Here is an 18,734-nt window from a genome sequence, read left to right as displayed (position 1 = left end):
AAGAGTCGTGACCGCACCTCTCGCCAACCCACCGCAGGTCCCGCCCGCGCCCCAGCCCGGGGCCTGGCCCGGCACCGCCCTCACCTGCCGCTGCTGCGGCTCGGTTCCCGCCATCAAGGGGACGCTCCACGGGCACCAGGGCTTCCTCCTCTTCATGCGCACTCTCACCCAACGCGGCCCGTTCTGCCGGTCGTGCGGCATCGCCGTCTGCCGCGACATGAGCGCGAAGACGCTCTGGCAGGGCTGGTGGGGGCCGCTTTCCATGATCATCACGCCGCTGGTCCTGATCGGGAACCTCGTCACCCGGGTTCGGCTGGGCCGCCTCGGCGAGCCGGCGCCGGGCGCTCCGGGCACGCCCGCGACGCCGGGCAAGCCGGTGTTCCGGCGGGCGGCGGTGTTCGGTCTCGGCATACCCGTGGCCATCGCCCTCGCCGTCGGCTGGTCGATCTCCACCGACCCGTCCTACGCCGACGTCGGTGCCTGCGTCAGCGCCACCGGCCTGAGCACCGACCCGTTCGTCAACGTGGTCGACTGCGGCGACCAGTCGGCCGCCTACGTCGTTGTCGGAAAGGTCGAGGACAGCACCGACGACGCCCAGTGCGAGCGGTTCTCCGGCGCCGTCGCGGCCTACACCCAGGAGGACGGATCGCGGAAACTCCTGCTCTGCCTCGGCGCCAATCGCTGACGGCCCGCGCCGCGTGCCGGTCCCCGCTTCCGGCGGGAACCGGCGCGCGGCGTGCCGTCAGGCGTCGTAGTCGACCGTGAGCTTGTCGGTGACCGGGCTGGACTGGCAGGTGAGGACGTAGCCGGCGGCCACCTCGTCCGGCTCCAGCGCGTAGTTGCGGGCCATGGTCACCTCACCGGAGACCACCTTGGCCTTGCAGGTCGAGCAGACGCCGCCCTTACAGGCGTACGGCAGCTCGCCGCGGACCTTGAGCGCGGCGTCCAGCACCCGCTCGTCGTGGCCCATGGTGAAGCTCGACGAGCGTCCGTCCAGCACGATCGTCACCTCGGCGCCGGTGCCGGGCTCGTCGCTCGGGCGGCGAACCGGCTCCGGCGGGGCGTCGACGTGGAACAGCTCGGCGTGCACCGCCGAATCGGCCACGCCCCGGTCGGCGAACACCGCCTTGGCGTCCACCACCATCCCGTACGGGCCGCAGAGGAACCACTCCTCGATCACCTCGCCGGGGACGACGGTGTCGAGCAGCCGGGTCAGCCGGTCGGCGTCGATCCGCCCGGAGAGCAGCGCGGACTCGCCCATCTCCCGGGAGAGCACGTGCACGAGGTGCAGCCGGGTCGGCCACCGGTCCTTCAGGTCGGCCAACTCCTCGGCGAACATCACCGTGTTCGCCGTGCGGTTGCCGTACACCAGGGTGAAGGTGCTGGCCGGCTCGACGGACAGCGCGGTCGCGACCAGCGAGAGCACCGGGGTGATGCCGGAGCCGGCGACCACCGCGCCGTAGTGGCGGGCCCGGTCCGGGGCGAACGCGGAGGTGAAGTGCCCGAGCGGGGGCAGCACCTCTATGGTGTCGCCGCCGCGCAGGGCACCGCAGGCGTACGCCGAGAAGGCGCCGCCGGGAACCTCCCGCACCCCGATCCGCAGCCGGCCGTGCCGGGCCAGCTCGTCGGGGGTCGAACAGATCGAGTACGACCGCCGCACCTCATCAGCCCCGCCCTCACCGCCGGGGCCGGTGGGCCCGCCTCCGGCGGCAAGCCGGACCGTCAGGTGCTGCCCGGCGGAGAACGCGAACGTCTCCCGCAGCTCCTCGGGCACGGCGAAGGTGATCGCCACGGCGTCGTCGGTGAGCCGGTCGACGGCGGCGACGGGCAGCGGGTGGAAGACCGGCCGGCGGCGGACCGGTCGGGTGATCGTGACAGTCACAGCGCCTTCAGGTGGTCGAAGGGTTCGGAGCAGGAACGGCAGCGCCACAGGGACTTGCACGCGGTGGAGCCGAACCGGCTGACCTGCTCGGTCTCCGGTGAGCCGCAGCGCGGGCAGCGGACGGCCAGGGTCAGCGGGACGACCCCGCCGGCCCGCCCGGCCGGCGCGGGTGGGGCGATGCCGGCGGCGGCCAGCTTGGCCCGGCCGCGCTCGGAGATCCAGTCGGTGCTCCACGCCGGGGCGTACACCGTGCGGACCTCGGCGTCCGGGTGCCCGGCGGCGGAGAGCGCACGGCGGATGTCCTCCCGGATGACGTCCATGGCCGGGCAGCCGGTGTAGGTGGGGGTGATGGTGACGACCACCCGGCCGGTGGCCGCGTCCTCGTCGACCGACCGCAGGATGCCCAGCTCGTCGATGGTGACGACCCGGATCTCGGGGTCCACCACCGCCGCCACGGCCGCCCTGGGATCAGTCACCAGCGGGCTCCGGGGTGGGCGCGGTGCAGCACCTGCATCTCGGCCAGCAGGTAGGAGAGGTGTTCGGTGTGGACGCCGGCCCGACCGCCGCCCGGCGCCCAGCCGTCGGCGGGCCGGGTCAGCGTCGCCTCGTCGAACACCGCGGACACGACGGCGTCGAAGTCGGCCCGCAGGGTGGCCGGGTCGACCGGCGCCGCCGGGTCCGCGGTGAACAGCTCGTGGGTGTACGGCCACACCTGGTCGACCGCGTCCTGCATGCGCCGGTGCGACTCCTCGGTGCCGTCGCCGAGCCGCTTCACCCAGAGCGAGGCGTGGTCCAGGTGGTACGCCGACTCCTTGCGGGCCTTCGCCCCGATCGCGGCCAGCCGCTCGTCGGCGCACCCGCTCAGCGCCGTGTAGAGCGGGAGCTGGTAGGCGGCCAGGAAGAACAGCTTCGCCATGGTCACGGCGAAGTCGCCGTTGGGCAGCTCGACCAGGAGGCAGTTGCGGAACTCCCGGTCGCCGCGCAGGTAGGCCAGCGCGTCCTCGTCGCGGCCGGCGCCCTCCAGCTCTCCCGCGTAGGTCAGCAGGAGGCGGGCCGCGCCGAGCTGGTCGAGGGCGATGTTGGCCAGCGCGATGTCCTCCTCCATCTCGGGCGCACGGGAGGTCCACTCGCCGAGCCGCTGCGCCGCGATCAGCGCGTCGTCGCCCAGGGCGAGAGTGAAGTCGAACAACTCGCTCACAGGTGGGCCACCCCGTCCGGCACCTCGTAGAAGGTGGGGTGGCGGTAGACCTTGTCGGCCGCCGGGTCGAAGAAGGCGTCCTTCTCGTCGGGGCTGGACGCGGTGATCGCGCTCGCCGGCACCACCCAGATCGAGACGCCCTCCTGGCGCCGGGTGTAGAGGTCGCGGGCGTTGCGCAGGGCCAGCTCGGCGTCGGGGGCGTGCAGGCTGCCGACGTGGGTGTGCGACAGCCCGCGCCGCGCCCGCACGAAGACCTCCCACAGCGGGGTCTGCTCGGTCATGCCGTGCTGGCCGGGCATGCCCTCACGGCCCTCGCTTCGCTCGGTGCGTTCGGTCATGCCGCCACCTTCTCCTTGTTCCGCTGCTTCGCCGCGTACGCCGCGGCGGCCTCCCGCACCCACGCGCCGTCGGCGTGGGCCCGGCGCCGGTGCTCCATCCGCTCCCGGTTGCACGGCCCGTTGCCCTTGATCACCTGCATCAGCTCGGCGTAGTCGGGCTGGGTGTAGTCGTGGGACTGCCGCTGCTCGTTCCAGCGCAGGTCCGGGTCGGGGATGGTGAGACCGAGGATCTCCGCCTGCTGCACGCACATGTCGACGAAGCGCTGGCGCAGCTCGTCGTTGGAGAAGCGTTTGATCTTCCAGGCCATCGACTGGGCGCTGTGGGTCGAGTCTCCGTCCGGCGGGCCGAACATGGCCAGTGAGGGGTACCACCAGCGGTCCACCGCGTCCTGGGCCATGGCCTTCTGCCCCGGGGTGCCGTGGGCCAGGGTGTGCAGGATCTCGTAGCCCTGGCGCTGGTGGAACGACTCCTCCTTGCAGACCCGGATCATGGCGCGGGCGTAGGGGCCGTAGGAACAGCGGCACAGCGGCACCTGGTTGACGATCGCCGCGCCGTCCACCAGCCAGCCGATCGCGCCCACGTCGGCCCAAGTCAGGGTCGGGTAGTTGAAGATCGAGCTGTACTTCTGCCGGCCGTCGATCAGCAGCTCGACCAGCTCGTCGCGGCTGACGCCGAGCGTCTCCGCGGCGGCGTAGAGGTAGAGGCCGTGGCCGGCCTCGTCCTGCACCTTGGCCAGCAGGATCGCCTTGCGCTTGAGCGAGGGGGCCCGGCTGATCCAGTTCCCCTCCGGCTGCATGCCGATGATCTCGGAGTGCGCGTGCTGGGCGATCTGCCGGATGAGCGTCTTCCGGTACGCCTCGGGCATCCAGTCCCGCGGCTCGATCTTCTGGTCGGCGTCGATCACGTCCGCGAAGTACGCCGCGAAGTCCTCGTCCGGAGCCGGTCCGCCGCGCCGGGCGCGTGCCGCCGCCTCCCGCAGCGCGGCCTCCGCCGCCTCCACCTCGCCGAGCAGGCCGCCGCCCGGGCCGTCCTCGGGCGGGGCGAAGTCGTTGCCATACATGAGGCCAGTGTTACAGCTCGCGCCCGATGACACCAGAGGGTGTAACAGGTTTCCCGACGTACCTTCCGTCACCGGACGACCGCTTCCCGTGACAACCCCTGACCTGCGCAAACCTTGTGACCTCGGCCACGCCGAGAAGATGAATCCTCACAAGGGCGGCATAGCGGTCCAATGTCCCGCCTTCACGGCGAGTTGCCGGGCCTGGGGATCTGGCATCCGGCCTGTCCGGAAGTAGACTTCGCCCGGCACACCGATCGGCTGCTGACGATCGCCAACGCTCCAGGCCATCTCCCCCGGCCCCGGCGATCAGGCCGAACCACATTCGGAAAGCGCCGGTCCCCCCGGCCAGACAACCTGGAGTTCACCCACTCATGCGACCTCGCGTGACCATGGTGCTCGCCATCGTGGCGGTCCTTCTCGGCGGCGGCATGCTGGTCCCCGCCGCGTACGCCAAGCTCTCCGGCGGCGACGGCATCAGCGGTCTCGGCGGCATCGGCGGCGGTGTGGCGCAGGTTCCCGCGCCCGCCCCGACCGCGCCCCCGGAGCCGACGCTGGCCGCCGGGCCGGTCTCGGTGAACTTCAAGGGCAAGTTCTTCTCCTGGGCGCTGATGGACCGGAAGACCGGCAAGATCAGCGGTGCGCCGAACATGGCCTCGACCAACTCCACCGAGTCGATGATCAAGGCGTGGATCGTCTCGGACTACCTGCGTAACCTCCGCGACAAGGCGCCCAGCGCGACGCGGAAGAAGCAGGCCGAGACCGCCATCCGCGACAGCAACGACATCTCCGCCGAGGCGCTCTACAACGCCGGCGGGCGCAGGCCGGTGCTGGAACGGCTGATCAAGATGTGCAAGCTGACCGACACGAAGATTGAACCCACCCGGGCCAAGTGGGCGTACACCCAGATGTCGCCGCGCGACGCGGTGCGCATGGGCGACTGCATCGGCGACGGCACCGCCGCCGGGCCGAAGTGGACGAAGTGGGTGTTGAGCGAGATGGCCAACGTGCGCGGCAGCGTCAAGGACCAGAAGTCCACCGCCGTCCAGGGCGGTCACTGGGGCATCGTCGACGGCCTGCCCGAATCGATCACGTCGCAGGGGCCGGTCAGCATCAAGAACGGCTTCACCATGCTCTGGGCCGACGGTCAGTGGCACGTCAACTGCCTCGCGGTGGCCGACGACTGGACCCTGGCCGTGATGATGCGTTATCCCGGCGCCGGCGACACGAGGACCCCCTCGTACGGCGCGAAGGTCTGCGCCAGCGTCGCCACCCAGCTGGTGACCCCGCAGCCGGGCGCCGCCCTCAAGGTGCCGCAGCAGCCGGTCGGGAAGCTCTGATGGCGGGCAGCCGGCGCCGGCCGGGCAGTGACCGCCGGCCGCTGCTCTACAGCGCGGTCGCCGTGACCCTGGTCGGCCTCATGCTCGTCGCGCTCCGGCTGGTACCCGGCTCGCCGCTGCACCCGACGGCCGCCTCGCACCCGGCCGCCACCAGCGCCGGCCGGTCCACGGGGACGTCGCCCGACCGCAACGCGCGTCCCGAGCCGTCCCCATCCCCCTCGCTGACGCCGCTGCCGTTCGAGGCGCAGGACCTCGACGACCTGAACATCAAGGGCTGGTACGCCTGGAGCGTGCTGGACAAGCGCACCGGCAAGATCATCGGCTCGAAGAACATGGCCGAGACCAACACCACGGCGTCGCTGATCAAGTCGTGGGTCGTCGCCGACTACCTGCGGCGCGCGGCCGAGGCCGGGCAGACCCCGAGTGACGCGAAGCTGGCCGACGCCACGAAGATCATCCGGGACAGCGACAACACCCGTGCCGAGCAGTTCTACAACAGCGTCGACCGGTCCGCCTCGATCAAGCGCCTGATCAGCATGTGCGACCTGACCGACAGCAAGGTCGCCAGCGACGGCGGCTGGAGCCGCACACTGCTGTCCCCGCGGGACACCGCCCGGCTCGGGCTGTGCATCGACGACGGCCGGGCCGCCGGCCCGAAGTGGACGAAGTGGCTGCTCAACGAGATGCGGCTGGTTCGCGGCGCCGGTGACTTCGGCATCCGCAAGGCGTTCCCGTCCGCCGAACAGAAGACCATCGCCATCAAGAACGGGTGGATCGACCGGCAGAAGGAGCAGGAATATCACGTCAACTGCCTGGCCATCGGCGACGCCTGGACGATGGGCGTGATGGTCCGCACCCCGTTCAGCGCCGGCGGCGGGTGGGAGTACGGCATGAAGGCCTGCGAACGGATCACCGAGGCACTGCTGCGCGACGCCACCTGACCACTCGATCACGTCACGATGTGGCGGTGTCCCGATCCCGGGACACCGCCACATCGCCGTCGTGGGCGGGTCAGCCCTGGAAGAACTCAGGTCCCCCGGCGGGCAGCGGCGGCGCCTCGCCGATCGCCGCGGCGCGACGGGCGAACTCGCGCAGGCCGGCCACCTGCCGCTCACCCAGTGAGAAGTCGAGGGTACGGAAGTAGGTCGCCAGGGTCTCCGCGTCGAACGGCTCCCAGCGGGCCCCGGCCTCGGCCACCTGGTCCAGCTCGGCCAGGCACAGGTCACGCGAGCGCAGGAACGCCTCGTGCACCTCCTTGACCAGCCCGGGGTGCACGGCGGCGAACTCGCGGCGGACCGCCCAGACGGCGAAGACCATGGGCAGCCCGGTCCACTCGCGCCAGGCCTGCCCGAGGTCGGTCACCGCCAGGCCCTTGCGCGGCGCCTCGTAGAGCGCGCGCAGCGCCACGTCGCCGATCAGCACCCCGGCGTCGGCCTCCAGCAGCATCTGGGTCAGGTCGGGCGGGCAGCGGAAATACTCAGGGCGCACCCCGTAGCGCTCGCCGAGCAGCAACTGCGCCAGGAGCACCCCGGTGCGCGAGGTGGAGCCGAGCGCCACCCGGGCGCCGTCCAGCTCGGTGAGGGGTCGGGTGGAGACCACGTTGACCGAGAGCACCGGGCCGTCGCTGCCGACCGCCAGGTCCGGCAGGAGCAGCAGCTCGTCGGCGTGCCGCAGGTATTCCACCTGCGAGATCGGGCCGATGTCCAGGTCACCGGCGACCAGCCCGGCGTTCAACCGGTCCGGCGAGTCCTTGTGCAGGTCGACGTCGATCAGCGCGCCGGACCGCATCAGCCCCCAGTAGATGGGCAGGCAGTTGAGGAACTGGATGTGCCCCACGCGGGGGCGGGCGATACGGTCGGCCATGACCCGACCGTATCGCTGCCCGTCGCAGGCGGCTCAGCGGGAGGAGGACGAAGTGGCCAACTCCGCATCGGGCGTCGGCCCGCCTGGCCCGGCCGGCTCCGCACCGGCCACCGCCGACCCGGGCGTTTCCGGGCCGACCGCCGGCGCGGGACGAGCGTCCGCCGCCGCGCGCTCGATCCGGACGGCCCGGGTGACCGGCAGCGCGACCAGCACGATCACCAGCAGCCCGGCCGCCCCGCAGGCGGCGACCAGGGGCCGGGGGGCGGCCACTTCCAGCAGCAGGCCGCCGAGCACGTAGCCGACCATGGCGGCGCCCTGGACGGACGCACCGAGCGCGGCGTACGCGCGGCCGCGCGCGGCTTCGGGCACCCGCCGGGCCAGCAGCACGTTGTCGAAGACGTTGGCGCCGCCGTTGCCCACCCCGCCGAGCAGCCAGACGGGCACCAGCAGGAGGGCGGCGGGTACGGCGGCGGAGAGCAGGACCATCAGGCAGCACCCGGCGAGCAGGGCGAGGTAGCCGATCAGCATCCGGCCGTCGTCGGTCAACCGCCGGGCCAGCCGGGCGAACAGCCACGCCCCGACCAGGATGCCGAGCGTCCAGGAACCGGTCACCAGGCCGTACATGGTGGTGGAGCTGCCCAGCGTCTCACGGATGAAGAAGACCTCGATCACATTGATCGCCCCGACCGCGCCGATCACCCCGGCGAGGGTCGTGATCATCGCGACCAGCAGGGGGTCCCGGCGCAACCGCCAGGTGGCCGCCGGCAGCTCGCCGGCCGTGCTCGGCATCGTCACCGGGGCCGGTCGGCGGCTCCCACCCCGGCGGGTCCGGATCAGCAACCCGGCCGCGACCAACGCGAGATAGCTGCCGGCGTCGAGCAGCAGCGGCAGCCGGGCGCCGAACCCACCGACCAGCACCCCGGCGAGCGCCGGCCCGGCCAACGCGCCGAGGGTGCCGGCGGTCTGGTTGAGCGCGCTGGCCCGGGGCATGTCCTCGGCCCGGACCATGGCCGGCACCAGCGCGGAGAGGACCGGCTGGGTGACGGCGAGACCGGCGGCGAGCGCCGCCACCAGCGCGACGATCAGGGCCGGGTGCCCGGCGTACGCGAGCGCGAGGCAGATCGCGGCCTGGCCGAGCCCGGCAGCCACCAGCAGTAGGCGACTGTCCACCCGGTCGGCGAGCCGGCCGGTCAGCGGGGCGAGCACCGCCAGGGGCAGGGTGGCGGCGAGCATCAACCCGGAGACGGCGAGCCCGCCCGCGCCGGCGGACTGGAGGGCCAGCGCCAGCGCGCTGGCGGCGAGGAAGTCGCCGCAGGTGGAGACCCCTCGGGCCGCGGTGACGAGCCAGATGTCGGACCAGCGCGACGGACCAGATGTGAAGGACATACTTCGAAGATAATCCTTCACACCTGTTTGCTCAACCCCCGATTCACTCCAGTGGCAGCGCCCGGTACTGCACGGCGACCGTCCGCGCACCCTCCGGCGGGTCGGTCCGCAGCCGCCGCCGGTACGGGTCCAGCAGCCCATGGACCGCCTGGTTCAGCGCGGCCAACTCGTCGGCCGTGAGCAGCAGCAGGGTGTCACTGAACCAGGCCGCCTCATACCAGTCGCTGGGCTCGTCGGGGGCGCGGCGGATCCAGTCCCGGGCGCGCTGGCTGTCCCGGGCCAGGTGCGCGTCGACCAGGGCCAGCTCGGCGGCGCGGGCCTCGGAGTCGGCGTCCTGCCCGGTCTCGATGTAGTAGGACGGGCTGAACGCCCGCCAGACCCGCTCGCGGGCATCCCCCCGGCCCGGGGCCTCCTCGATCAGGCCGAACTTCGCCAACTCCCGCAGGTGGTAGCTGGTCGCGCTCGGCGACAAGCCGGCGATCTCGGCGCACTCGGTGGCGGTCGCACCGCCCTCCACCGTGCTGAGATGCTCCATGATCGCCATACGGGCCGGGTGGGCCAGGGCCCGCATCACCTGCGGGTCGCTGATCGTCACCCGGCGCTGCTCCGGCCGCGCCTCCGTCATGCCACCCATGATCCCGCCTAAGCCGGTGACCGGGAAATTCAGTTGCCCACTCACCCGGCCGGAGTAGGCTGCTCTGTCCCGCCCGACGGCCGTGGTGAGTAGCACCGCACAGGACGTCCCGCGCCGACCCGAGGTCGGAAACGCGAGCGGCAGCGTTGTTCCCCGTGACGAGGAGTACGTGGATGACCCTGCACGCCCAGGAACAGACCCTCGACGCCGAGCTCGTCGCCGAGCGCGCCCACCTGGACACCTCCCGCGCGGCGCTGCGGCAGATGCGCGAGCGCGCCGAGTCCCTCTTCGCCACCGGCGACAAGGTGGCCGGGGACGCGTACACCGCCGAGCAGCTCGGCCGGCACATGGCCCGGCGGGTGAAGGAACTCGCCGACGACCCGAACACCCCGCTCTTCTTCGGCCGGCTCGACTTCGGCGACAGCGATCCGGACCATGCCGGACGCGACTACCACGTCGGGCGCCGGCACGTGAGCGACGAGCTGGGCGAGCCGCTCGTGCTGGACTGGCGGGCACCGGTCTCCCGGTCGTTCTACCGGGCCAGCGCCCGGGACCCGCAGGGCGTCGCGGTCCGGCGCCGGTTCGGGTTCAGCTCCGGCGTGCTGACCAGCTTCGAGGACGAGCGCCTCGACCGCGGCGAGGAGCTGGGCACCGCCAGCCGCATCCTCACCGCCGAGATCGAGCGCCCCCGCGTCGGCCCGATGCGCGACATCGTCGCCACCATCCAGCCCGAGCAGGACGAGCTGGTCCGGGCCGACCTCGCCGACTCGATCTGCGTCCAGGGCGCGCCGGGCACCGGAAAGACGGCGGTCGGGCTGCACCGCGCCGCGTACCTGCTCTATCTGCACCGCGAGCGGCTGCGCCGGTCGGGTGTGCTGATCGTCGGACCGAACCGGGCGTTCCTGTCCTACATCGCGGCGGTGCTGCCGGCGCTCGGCGAGGTCGAGGTCGAGCAGGCCACGGTCGAGGACCTGGTCGTCCGGCTGCCCGTCCGCGCGGTCGACGATCCCGCCGTGGCCACCCTCAAGCACGACGTCCGGATGGCCGAGGTGCTGCGCCGCGCGGTCTACGCGCACATCGGCACGCCGACCGAGCCGATCATGGTCTCGGACGGCTCGTACCGCTGGCGGATCGGCCTCGACCCGCTGCACCGGCTGGTCGAGGAGACCCGCCGCGAGGACCTGCCGTACGCCACCGGCCGGGACCGGGTGCGCGCCCGCGTGGTGGGGCTGCTGCAACGCCAGTCCGAGGCCCGCCGGGCCGAGTCGCCCAGCGACGCCTGGTTGCGCCGGATGAGCAAGGCGAAGCCGGTCACCGAGTTCCTCGACGCGGTCTGGCCGGCGCTCACCCCCGACGGGCTGCTGCACCGGCTGCGGACCGACCCCGACGCGCTCGCGGCCGCCGCCGACGGCCTGCTCACGGCCGAGGAGCAGGAACTGTTCCGGTCGGGCCCGGTCGGGCGCACCCCGAAGGCGACCCGGTGGACCGCCGCCGACGCGGTGCTCATCGACGAGGCCGCCGGGCTGCTGGAACGGCCCGCCGGCTTCGGGCACGTGGTGGTCGACGAGGCGCAGGACCTCTCCCCGATGCAGTGCCGGGCCATCGCCCGGCGCAGCGAGCACGGCTCCGTCACCCTCCTCGGCGACCTCGCCCAGGGCACCGCGCCCTGGGCGGCCACCGACTGGCGGGAGTCCCTGGCCCACCTGGGCAAGCCGGACGCGGCGGTGGTGCCGCTGAGCATCGGCTTCCGGGTGCCGGCCGCGGTGGTCGCCTTCGCCAACCGGCTGCTGCCGGCGCTCGCCGTCGACGTGCCCCCGGCGCAGTCGCTGCGCCGCGACGGGACGCTCGACGTGCGTACCGTCGAGGATCTGACGGCCGCGGCGGTGGCCGAGGTGCGGGCGGCGCTGGCGCACGACGGCTCGGTCGGCGTGATCGCCGCCGACGACACGGTGGACCGGCTCCGCGCGGCCCTCGCCGACGCGGGCGTCGAGACCGCGACCGCCGACGACGTGGAGGCCGCGGCGCGGGTCACCGTCGTCCCGGCGACCCTGGTCAAGGGCCTGGAGTACGACCACGTGGTGGTCGTCGAGCCGGCCGCGATCGTGGCCGCCGAGCCGCGCGGCCTGCACCGCCTCTACGTGGTGCTGACCCGGGCGGTCTCCCGGCTGGCCGTGCTGCACCGGGAACCGCTGCCCGCCCCGCTGGCGGGCTGACCGGCCCCGGCCGCCGGGGGCTCAGCCGGCGAGGGCGGCGGCGACGTCCCGCAGGGGGCGGCCGGACTCGGCGATCGGCACGGTGAAGGCGAGCCAGGAGCCGTCGGCGAAGTCGAGGCGCAGCCGCTTCGGGTTCAGCCGGTGCCAGCCCACCCGGGCCGACGCCACCTCCGCCCGCGACGCCGACCAGGCGATCCCGGTCTCCGCCACGGACCGCTCGTCGTCCGCCCGGCTGGACAGCAACTTTCTCGGCCCGCTCACACAGACCAGCAGCCGCCGGTCGGTGGCCACGAGCAGGGTGTCCCGCACCGCCAGGTCCGGACCGGGCGGTTGCAACGCGTGGCGCAGGCGGGAGGCCGCCGAACCGGGGGCGCCGCGCCCCGCGATCCCCCAGACCACCCGGTCCACCACCCGATCGCCCCAGGCCCAACTGACCAGCGGCGAGATCACGTTGAGCAGCACGGCCCCGATGCTCACCGGGCCGGCGGGCGCCTCCGGCTTCGCCGCCTCGGCCGGCGGAGGTGGAGACGCGCCGTTCGCCGCCTCGGCCTCCGCGTACGCCAGCACCCGCTCGCCCGGCTCGACGAGCTGGCCGATCCGGTCCCGGTATGCGGTCTGGTCCATCGGTTCAGTACCGGTCGTGGCCGTGGCCGTCGTCGCTGGGGCGCTCGGCGGCCGGCGCGGCGCCCATCACCTCGCCGACGATCTCCCGAACCCGGGTGGCCGCGGCCTCCTGGGCCCGGTTCGCCGCGGCGGTGATCTCCTCGGCGAGGGTGTAGGAGTCGAAGCGCATGGCCCGCGCGTTGATCTCGGTGGAGAGGATCCTGCCGTCGGCGGCCGCCGTGACGGTGACCAGGCCGGAGTCGCTCACCCCCTCGGCGCTGCTCTGCTCCAGCTCGGCCATCCGCGCGCCGAGTTCGCGCTGCCACCCGTCCAGGTTGCGGGCCAGCGCCTCGATCCGGTCCAGGGCCGGGAAGGTCATGGCTGCCTCTCAGTTCACGATCGAGTCGAAGACGTTCTGCACGCCCTTGGTGTACGGCCCCAGGTCCTCCGAGTAGGTGCCGTCCACCAGGTAGTTGCGGTCCTTGTGCCCGTCGGAGATGTCGTGCAGGCCGACCCCCGTGTCGAGCAGGGCGCCGCCGATGCCGTTCACGTTCACCGGCGAGGCCTGGTTGATCGCGAACTTGCCGGGGAAGAGGATGGCCGTCCGCTTCGCCATGAACGAGAGCCCCTCCCGGCTGTAACCGGACTTGTTCCAGAGCCGGTACGCCTTCTTGGCCTTCTTCAGCTCCAGCACCACTCGGCGGTACTCCATGAGCAGCTCGGCGACCCGCTCCAGCTTGGCGACCAGCTTCGTGAGGATCTCCGCGAACCGGGCCACAATCTTGACCATGCGGCCGACCGTGGTGGCGAGCCGGGCCAGCACCCGGACGACCGTGGCGGCCAGCGTCACGCCCGCGCTGAGCACGGCGGCCACCGCGGCGATGATCACCTCGGTCAGGAACCAGAGCAGGAACTCCAGGATCAGCTCGACCAGCAGGTTGAACGCGTCGACCGCCGCGTTCGCGGCGTCGACCAGCACCTCCTTGGTGCCGTCCAGCCCCTTGGCCAGCTCCTCGATCGCCTCCTCGACCGATTCCATCGAGGCGTGGAACTTCTCCGCCGCGTCGCCGTCCCAGGCGCCGCGCAGCCGGGCCCGGTCGGCGATCTGGTCGCCGGCGATCTGGCGTACCGCCTCACCGGTGCTCAGGGCGAGCTGGGCCGCCTGCATGAGGTCGTCGGGCTCGCCGGCGACCAGCTCCAGCAGCTGCTCGAACGGCCAGAGCACCGCGTTGGAGAGCGGCTTGAACGGGTCGGGCGTGCCCGACACGATCTGCTCGAAGTAGGTCTTGTTGCGCTGCAACGCCTCGGTGCTCATCAGGCCCCCTCAGCCGCCCGGCGTGAACATGTCGGTGATCGCCACGTCGGTCCCCGTGTAGGCGCCGGCGGTGTCGCTGATCCCCTCGGCGATGTCGGCCATCACCTCGGCGCCGTCCTCCAGCCCCTGCAGGCACGCCTCGAACTGCTCGGCGTACGCGGCGGCGAGGCTGAACGACGCCGGCATGATGCCGAAGGAGTGCCGGGGCACGTGCCCGTCGTGGAAGACCCGGCGCAGCTCGCGGAAGCGGCCGGCCCGTTCCCGGGACGCGGCGGCGAAGGCGGTCAGCGCTTCCGGCTGGACCTCCAGGTTCCTGCTCGGACTCGTCACGCGGACCCTCCCCAGTGTCCAGTCGGCGGTCACCCGTCCCCGGCGCGGCCGGACAACGGGATTACCACAGTAGGCGATCGGCACCCCTTCGCGCGGGGCGGTGGAATTCGCGCCGGCACGGTACACAGATCAGGGCACGCCCGCCCGGGACCGCAACCCCTGAGGAGCCTGAAGATGATCCTGGCCCGCGCCGACCAGGTCAGCCGCCGCTACGGCGAGGTGCTGGCACTGGACCGGGTCGACCTGACCGTCCGCGCCGGGGAGCTGGTCGGCCTGCTCGGTCCGAACGGCGCCGGCAAGAGCACCCTGCTCAACCTGCTGGTCGGGCTGCGCCGCCCCACCGCAGGCCGGGTCGAGCTGCTCGGCGGCGACCCGCGTGACCCGGCGAGCCGGCGGCAGCTCGGGGTGACCCCGCAGGAGACCGGCCTGCCCGGCACGCTGCGGGTCGGCGAGGTGGTCGACTTCGTCTCCGCGCACTTCCCCGACCCGGTGCCCCGGGCCGAGCTGCTCGACCGGTTCGGCCTCACCGACCAGGTGCGCCGGCAGACCGGCGGCCTCTCCGGCGGGCAGCGCCGCCGGCTGGCCGTGGCGCTCGCCTTCGTCGGCCGGCCCCGCCTCGTGGTCCTCGACGAGCCCACCACCGGGCTGGACGTGGAGGCCCGGCGCACCCTGTGGGAGGCCGTCCGGGCCTTCCACGCCGAGGGCGGCACGGTCCTGCTGAGCAGCCACTACCTGGAGGAGGTGGAGGCGCTGGCGGAGCGGGTGGTGGTGATCGGCCACGGGCGCGTCCTCGCCGACGACTCGGTGGCGGCGATCCGCGGCATCGTCGGCGTACGCAGGGTCAGCCTGGTCGCCGACGACCTGCCGTCACTGCCCGGCGTGGTGGCCACCGAGCACGCCGAGGGACGCACGCACCTGCTCACCACCGACGCCGACCAGCTCGTCCGGGACCTGGTCACCGCCGGCGTGGCGTTCCGCGACCTGGAGGTCCGGCCCACCTCGCTGGAGGAGGCGTTCCTCACCCTGACCGCCGACGACCGGCCCGCACCCACCCTCGCCTAGGAGATCTCCGTGCCGCTCGCCCTGGTCCACGCCCGCTACCAGCTCCTGGAGACCATCCGGATCCCCGTCGCGGTGGTCGGCAGCGCCTTCTTCCCGGCCGCCGCCATGCTCTTCTTCGTGGTGCCGTTCGCCGGTGACGACGCCGCCGGCGCCACCTACGCCACCGCCGCCATGGTCACCTTCGCGGTCATGAGCGCCAACATCTTCCAGTACGGCATCGGCGTGGCCGAGGACCGCGACCAGCCCTGGAACCCGTACACGCGCACCCTCCCGGCCGGTCCCGGGCCGCGCCTGGCCGGGCGGATCCTGGCCGGGCTGGTGCTGACCTACTTCTCGATGATCCCGGTGGTGGTGATCGCCGCGGTCGCCACCGCGGCGCGGGTCACGCCGGCGCAGTTCCTGCTCGGCCTCGCCGGCGTGGCGGTGATCTCGGTGCCGTTCACCCTGCTGGGCATGGCCATCGGCTACTCGCTGCCGAGCAAGGCGGCCATCGTGGTGGCCCAGGTGGTGTTCTTCCCGCTGGCCTTCGGCGGCGGCCTGCTCTCCGGCCCGGACGACGCGCCCGGCTTCATCCAGGCGATCGCCCCCTACCTGCCGACCCGGGGCGCGGTCGAGCTGATGTGGGCGGCCGTCACCGACTGGCGGCCCGACCCCCGGGCCCTGGTGATGCTGGTCGTCTGGGTGGTGGTGCTCGCGGGGGTCGCCGGGTGGGCGTACCGGCGGGACGAGGGACGCCGCTTCACCTGACCTTTTGTCCGAATCCGGCCCGGCGGCCGGCGGGACGGTGCCACGATGCCGGCAGGGCGTGCCATCGGGGCCGCTCCCGGCGAGAGGGGTCAGCGTGGACGGCGTGGAGCCCGGCACGCCCTGCTGGGCCGACCTGGCCACGCCCGGCCTGGACGACGCGAAGCGGTTCTACCCGGAGCTGTTCGGCTGGACCGGCCGGGTGTCCGCGGAACCGGGTGCGGGCGGTTACACCACGTTCCTCAAGGACGGCCGGGCCGTCGCCGGGGCCGGGCCGCCCGCCGCACCGGACCAGGTGCCGGTCTGGTCGACGTACGTGGCCACCGACGACGCGGACCTGGTCGCCACCCGGGTGGAGGCGGCCGGGGGCCAGGTGGTGGTCTCCCCGTTCGACGTCTTCGAGCAGGGCCGGATGACGGTCCTCGCCGACCCGGCCGGCGCGGTGTTCAGCGTCTGGCAGCCGATGGCGATGCGCGGGGCGGAGTTGTTCAACGCCCCCGGCGCGATGTGCTGGAACGAGCTGGTCACGCCCGACCCCGAGAGGGCGAAGGACTTCTACGCGCTGGTCTTCGGCTGGCATCCCGAGGAGCAGGCGTCCGGCCCGGTCACCTACACGGGCTGGCGGTGCGGCGCCCGGATCGTCGCCGGCATGATGCCGCAGTTGGAGCCGCTGCCCGAGGACCTGCCGGCCTACTGGACGGTCTACTTCGCGGTCGAGGACGCGGACGCCACGGCGGCGCGGGCCGCCGAGCTGGGCGGCACCATCCTCGTCCCGCCCCGGGACAATCCCGCCGGCCGCAGCGCCGCGCTCCGCGACCCCCAGGGCGCGCTCTTCTCCGTCACCGCCCTCCGCTGAGCAGCCCGGTCAGCGGGGGCGGACGGGGACCACCAGGGGACCGTGGTCGCCGGGGATGACGCGCACGTTGGCGCGGTAGTGGCGGGCCAGCAGGGCTTCGGTGAGGACCTCCTGCGGCGGGCCCGCGGCGGCGACCCGGCCCTCGGCGAGCAGGACCAGGCGGTCGGCGTACTCGCCGGCGATGGAGAGGTCGTGCATGGTGGCGAGCACGGTCAGGTCGTGCTCCCGGCGGAGCTGGTCGACCAGCTCCAGCACCTCCTGCTGGTGCCCGATGTCCAGCGCGCTCGTCGGCTCGTCCAGCAGCAGCAGGGTGGCGCCCTGGGCCAGCGCCCGGGCCAGGAAGACGCGCTGCCGCTCGCCGCCGGAGAGGGTGGCCAGCTCGCGCCGACCGAACGCGCCCAGGTCGAGCCGGTCCAGCACCTCGTGCACGGCGGCCAGGTCGGCGGCGGACTCCCGACCCAGCGCCGGGATGTACGGGGTGCGCCCCAGCAGCACGTAGTCGAGGACCGACATGCCGGCCGGCACCACCGGGGACTGCGCCACGGTGGCCACCACCCGGGCCCGGTCGCGGCGGCGGAGGGAGTTGATCGGCGTACCGAAGAGGGAGACCGCGCCCGGCGCGGGCAGCAGGCCGCCGACGGCGCGCAGCAGGGTCGACTTGCCGGCGCCGTTCGGGCCGATCACGGTGACCCACTCGCCCACCGCGACGGCGAGGTCGACGCCGGCCAGGATGGGCGTGCCGCCCAGCTCGACCCGGAGGCCGCGCAGCTCGACCGCGGGCGCGCTCACGTCAGCACCCGGCGGGCGGTGCGCAGGACGAGCACGAAGAACGGGCCGCCGAGCAGGGCGGTGACCACGCCGATCGGGATCTCGGCGGGGGCGGCGGCGGTCCGGGCGACCACGTCGGTCAGCGCCAGGAACGCCCCGCCGAAGAGCATCGACAGCGGCAGGATCACCCGGTAGCTCGACCCGGCGAGCAGCCGCACGGTGTGCGGCACGATGATGCCGACGAAGCCGATCAGGCCGGAGGCGGAGACCGCGGCGGCGGTGCCCAGCGAGGCGGCGGCGATCAGCAGGTAGCGGGAGCGCTGCGGGTGCAGCCCGAGGCTGGTGGCCTCGTCGTCGCCGACGGAGAGCACGTCCAGCTCACGCCGGTGCAGGAGCACCACCACGGCGGTGAGCACGAAGTAGGGCAGGACCAGCAGGACGTCGTGCCAGCCGGCGGTGGCGAGCCGGCCGAGCAGCCAGGAGTAGACCTGCTGGATGCTGTCGGAGTGCCGTTGCAGCAGGTACGTCTGCCCGGCAGAGAGGAACGCCGAGACCGCCACCCCGGCCAGGATCAGCGTGGCCGGTGACCGGGACCGGCCGCCCGCCGCGCCGAGCCCGTACGTCATGGCGACCGCGCCGAGCGACCCGACGAACGCGGCGAGCGGGATGGTGACCGGCATCCCGGTGATCGCCCCGCCCGCGCCGGCGCCCAGCGTGATGACCGCGGTCACCGCGAGCCCGGCGCCGGCCGCCACCCCCAGCAGGTACGGGTCGGCGAGGGGGTTGCGGAAGACGCCCTGGTAGCAGCCGCCGGCCAGGGCGAGCAGCCCGCCGACGAGCAGGCCGAGCACGACCCGGGGCAGGCGCAGCTCGGTGACGATGGCGATCTCCCGCTCGGTCAGCCCGCTGTCCAGGTGTACCCCGGGCAGCAGGTTGAGCAGTTCGGCGGCGACGCTGCCCGGTGGCAGGCTGACCGGGCCGAGCGAGACGCCGGCCACCAGCGCCACCAGCACCGCGGCGATGCCGGCCAGCAGCCAGCGGATGCGCAACCCGGCCGGCCGGACCGTCGCACCCGGTCCGGCCGCGGGCCGCCCGCCGCCCGCCCGCCCGGCCGGCGCGGTTGCGGGTACGCCGGCCGGCCGGG

The 18,734-nt window shown here is 73.4% G+C and carries 21 protein-coding genes; 7 read left to right on the top strand and 14 right to left on the bottom strand.

The window, feature by feature from the left end; translation table 11 throughout:
• Window positions 1-7: 7 nt before the first annotated feature.
• Window positions 8-685, top strand: coding sequence for an LppU/SCO3897 family protein (locus tag ACQP12_RS01800; protein ID WP_433284527.1), 678 nt, complete (start codon window positions 8-10; stop codon window positions 683-685).
• Between the two features lie 57 nt (window positions 686-742).
• Here the strand turns inward: ACQP12_RS01800 and paaE are convergent, their stop codons facing one another.
• From paaE to paaA, 5 genes are read right to left on the bottom strand one after another with little or no spacing between them, the layout of a single operon-like run.
• Complete coding sequence (gene paaE, locus ACQP12_RS01795; protein ID WP_433284525.1) at window positions 743-1,882, bottom strand: 1,2-phenylacetyl-CoA epoxidase subunit PaaE; 1,140 nt, start codon at window positions 1,880-1,882, stop codon at window positions 743-745.
• Window positions 1,879-2,358 (bottom strand): 1,2-phenylacetyl-CoA epoxidase subunit PaaD, encoded by a 480-nt coding sequence (gene paaD / locus ACQP12_RS01790; RefSeq protein WP_433284523.1) that lies wholly within the window; start codon window positions 2,356-2,358, stop codon window positions 1,879-1,881. Before paaD ends, paaE begins: the two co-directional genes overlap by 4 nt.
• On the bottom strand, window positions 2,355-3,080 hold the full coding sequence (gene paaC / locus ACQP12_RS01785) for a 1,2-phenylacetyl-CoA epoxidase subunit PaaC (RefSeq protein WP_433284521.1): 726 nt from the start codon (window positions 3,078-3,080) through the stop codon (window positions 2,355-2,357). Before paaC ends, paaD begins: the two co-directional genes overlap by 4 nt.
• Window positions 3,077-3,379, bottom strand: a complete 303-nt coding sequence (gene paaB / locus ACQP12_RS01780) for a 1,2-phenylacetyl-CoA epoxidase subunit PaaB (RefSeq protein ID WP_433289077.1) — start codon at window positions 3,377-3,379, stop codon at window positions 3,077-3,079. Before paaB ends, paaC begins: the two co-directional genes overlap by 4 nt.
• A 35-nt stretch (window positions 3,380-3,414) precedes the next feature.
• Window positions 3,415-4,479, bottom strand: coding sequence for a 1,2-phenylacetyl-CoA epoxidase subunit PaaA (gene paaA / locus ACQP12_RS01775; RefSeq protein ID WP_433284520.1), 1,065 nt, complete (start codon window positions 4,477-4,479; stop codon window positions 3,415-3,417).
• A 371-nt stretch (window positions 4,480-4,850) separates the two neighbouring features.
• On the opposite strand from paaA, the gene ACQP12_RS01770 reads away from it, so the two are divergent.
• A complete protein-coding gene (locus ACQP12_RS01770; protein ID WP_433284518.1) occupies window positions 4,851-5,816 on the top strand; it encodes a hypothetical protein in 966 nt (321 codons plus the stop codon).
• Complete coding sequence (locus ACQP12_RS01765) at window positions 5,816-6,757, top strand: hypothetical protein (protein ID WP_433284516.1); 942 nt, start codon at window positions 5,816-5,818, stop codon at window positions 6,755-6,757. Before ACQP12_RS01770 ends, ACQP12_RS01765 begins: the two co-directional genes overlap by 1 nt.
• A gap of 70 nt (window positions 6,758-6,827) precedes the next feature.
• Here ACQP12_RS01765 and ACQP12_RS01760 read toward each other — a convergent pair whose 3' ends face one another.
• Genes ACQP12_RS01760 through ACQP12_RS01750 form a run of 3 tightly spaced genes read right to left on the bottom strand, consistent with a single transcriptional unit; the run spans window position 6,828 to window position 9,690 of the window.
• Window positions 6,828-7,679, bottom strand: a complete 852-nt coding sequence (locus tag ACQP12_RS01760; protein ID WP_433284514.1) for a menaquinone biosynthetic enzyme MqnA/MqnD family protein — start codon at window positions 7,677-7,679, stop codon at window positions 6,828-6,830.
• 33 nt (window positions 7,680-7,712) lie between these two features.
• Complete coding sequence (locus ACQP12_RS01755) at window positions 7,713-9,065, bottom strand: MFS transporter (RefSeq protein ID WP_433284512.1); 1,353 nt, start codon at window positions 9,063-9,065, stop codon at window positions 7,713-7,715.
• Window positions 9,066-9,108: 43 nt separating this feature from the next.
• The gene (locus tag ACQP12_RS01750; protein ID WP_433284510.1) at window positions 9,109-9,690 is read right to left on the bottom strand and encodes an ArsR/SmtB family transcription factor; all 582 of its coding nucleotides are present in this window, start codon (window positions 9,688-9,690) and stop codon (window positions 9,109-9,111) included.
• Between the two features lie 182 nt (window positions 9,691-9,872).
• Between ACQP12_RS01750 and ACQP12_RS01745 the strand changes: the two genes are divergently transcribed.
• Window positions 9,873-11,912 (top strand): HelD family protein, encoded by a 2,040-nt coding sequence (locus tag ACQP12_RS01745; RefSeq protein WP_433284508.1) that lies wholly within the window; start codon window positions 9,873-9,875, stop codon window positions 11,910-11,912.
• Between the two features lie 21 nt (window positions 11,913-11,933).
• On the opposite strand, the gene ACQP12_RS01740 is transcribed toward ACQP12_RS01745, so the two are convergent.
• The 4 genes from ACQP12_RS01740 to ACQP12_RS01725 are packed head-to-tail and all read right to left on the bottom strand — an operon-like array spanning window position 11,934 to window position 14,160.
• Window positions 11,934-12,536 carry a hypothetical protein gene (locus ACQP12_RS01740; protein WP_357940110.1) on the bottom strand — a complete coding sequence of 201 codons (603 nt, stop codon included), beginning with the start codon at window positions 12,534-12,536 and terminating at the stop codon, window positions 11,934-11,936.
• Between the two features lie 4 nt (window positions 12,537-12,540).
• Window positions 12,541-12,894, bottom strand: coding sequence for a YbaB/EbfC family nucleoid-associated protein (locus tag ACQP12_RS01735; RefSeq protein ID WP_357940108.1), 354 nt, complete (start codon window positions 12,892-12,894; stop codon window positions 12,541-12,543).
• A 9-nt stretch (window positions 12,895-12,903) separates the two neighbouring features.
• The gene (locus ACQP12_RS01730; RefSeq protein ID WP_357940106.1) at window positions 12,904-13,830 is read right to left on the bottom strand and encodes a WXG100 family type VII secretion target; all 927 of its coding nucleotides are present in this window, start codon (window positions 13,828-13,830) and stop codon (window positions 12,904-12,906) included.
• 9 nt (window positions 13,831-13,839) lie between these two features.
• Window positions 13,840-14,160, bottom strand: a complete 321-nt coding sequence (locus tag ACQP12_RS01725) for a type VII secretion target (RefSeq protein ID WP_357940104.1) — start codon at window positions 14,158-14,160, stop codon at window positions 13,840-13,842.
• 174 nt (window positions 14,161-14,334) lie between these two features.
• Between ACQP12_RS01725 and ACQP12_RS01720 the strand changes: the two genes are divergently transcribed.
• From ACQP12_RS01720 to ACQP12_RS01710, 3 genes are all read left to right on the top strand, one after another.
• Complete coding sequence (locus ACQP12_RS01720; RefSeq protein WP_357940102.1) at window positions 14,335-15,222, top strand: ABC transporter ATP-binding protein; 888 nt, start codon at window positions 14,335-14,337, stop codon at window positions 15,220-15,222.
• Window positions 15,223-15,231: 9 nt separating this feature from the next.
• Window positions 15,232-15,969 carry an ABC transporter permease gene (locus ACQP12_RS01715; RefSeq protein ID WP_357940100.1) on the top strand — a complete coding sequence of 246 codons (738 nt, stop codon included), beginning with the start codon at window positions 15,232-15,234 and terminating at the stop codon, window positions 15,967-15,969.
• A 94-nt stretch (window positions 15,970-16,063) separates the two neighbouring features.
• Window positions 16,064-16,822, top strand: coding sequence for a VOC family protein (locus tag ACQP12_RS01710; RefSeq protein WP_357940098.1), 759 nt, complete (start codon window positions 16,064-16,066; stop codon window positions 16,820-16,822).
• A gap of 9 nt (window positions 16,823-16,831) precedes the next feature.
• On the opposite strand, the gene ACQP12_RS01705 is transcribed toward ACQP12_RS01710, so the two are convergent.
• Entirely contained in the window at window positions 16,832-17,611 is a 780-nt protein-coding gene (locus tag ACQP12_RS01705) for an ABC transporter ATP-binding protein (protein WP_357940096.1), read from the bottom strand.
• Complete coding sequence (locus ACQP12_RS01700) at window positions 17,608-18,639, bottom strand: FecCD family ABC transporter permease (protein WP_357940094.1); 1,032 nt, start codon at window positions 18,637-18,639, stop codon at window positions 17,608-17,610. The genes ACQP12_RS01705 and ACQP12_RS01700 overlap by 4 nt, the downstream gene beginning before the upstream one ends.
• Between the last annotated feature and the right edge of the window lie 95 nt (window positions 18,640-18,734).

Source organism: Micromonospora sp. CA-244673, from assembly GCF_050948395.1.
Classification (GTDB): Bacteria; Actinomycetota; Actinomycetes; order Mycobacteriales; family Micromonosporaceae; genus Micromonospora.
This window is presented reverse-complemented; position numbering and strand designations above follow the sequence as displayed.

Bases quoted from the DNA above. Each gene is read 5' to 3' on its own strand.
- paaB (WP_433289077.1), bottom strand. From the start codon at position 3,379: ATGCCCGGCCAGCACGGCATGACCGAGCAGACCCCGCTGTGGGAGGTC.
- paaA (WP_433284520.1), bottom strand. From the start codon at position 4,479: ATGTATGGCAACGACTTCGCCCCGCCCGAGGACGGCCCGGGCGGCGGC.
- ACQP12_RS01770 (WP_433284518.1), top strand. From the start codon at position 4,851: ATGCGACCTCGCGTGACCATGGTGCTCGCCATCGTGGCGGTCCTTCTC.
- ACQP12_RS01765 (WP_433284516.1), top strand. From the start codon at position 5,816: ATGGCGGGCAGCCGGCGCCGGCCGGGCAGTGACCGCCGGCCGCTGCTC.
- ACQP12_RS01760 (WP_433284514.1), bottom strand. From the start codon at position 7,679: ATGGCCGACCGTATCGCCCGCCCCCGCGTGGGGCACATCCAGTTCCTC.
- ACQP12_RS01755 (WP_433284512.1), bottom strand. From the start codon at position 9,065: ATGTCCTTCACATCTGGTCCGTCGCGCTGGTCCGACATCTGGCTCGTC.
- ACQP12_RS01750 (WP_433284510.1), bottom strand. From the start codon at position 9,690: ATGACGGAGGCGCGGCCGGAGCAGCGCCGGGTGACGATCAGCGACCCG.
- ACQP12_RS01745 (WP_433284508.1), top strand. From the start codon at position 9,873: ATGACCCTGCACGCCCAGGAACAGACCCTCGACGCCGAGCTCGTCGCC.
- ACQP12_RS01740 (WP_357940110.1), bottom strand. From the start codon at position 12,536: ATGGACCAGACCGCATACCGGGACCGGATCGGCCAGCTCGTCGAGCCG.
- ACQP12_RS01735 (WP_357940108.1), bottom strand. From the start codon at position 12,894: ATGACCTTCCCGGCCCTGGACCGGATCGAGGCGCTGGCCCGCAACCTG.
- ACQP12_RS01730 (WP_357940106.1), bottom strand. From the start codon at position 13,830: ATGAGCACCGAGGCGTTGCAGCGCAACAAGACCTACTTCGAGCAGATC.
- ACQP12_RS01720 (WP_357940102.1), top strand. From the start codon at position 14,335: ATGATCCTGGCCCGCGCCGACCAGGTCAGCCGCCGCTACGGCGAGGTG.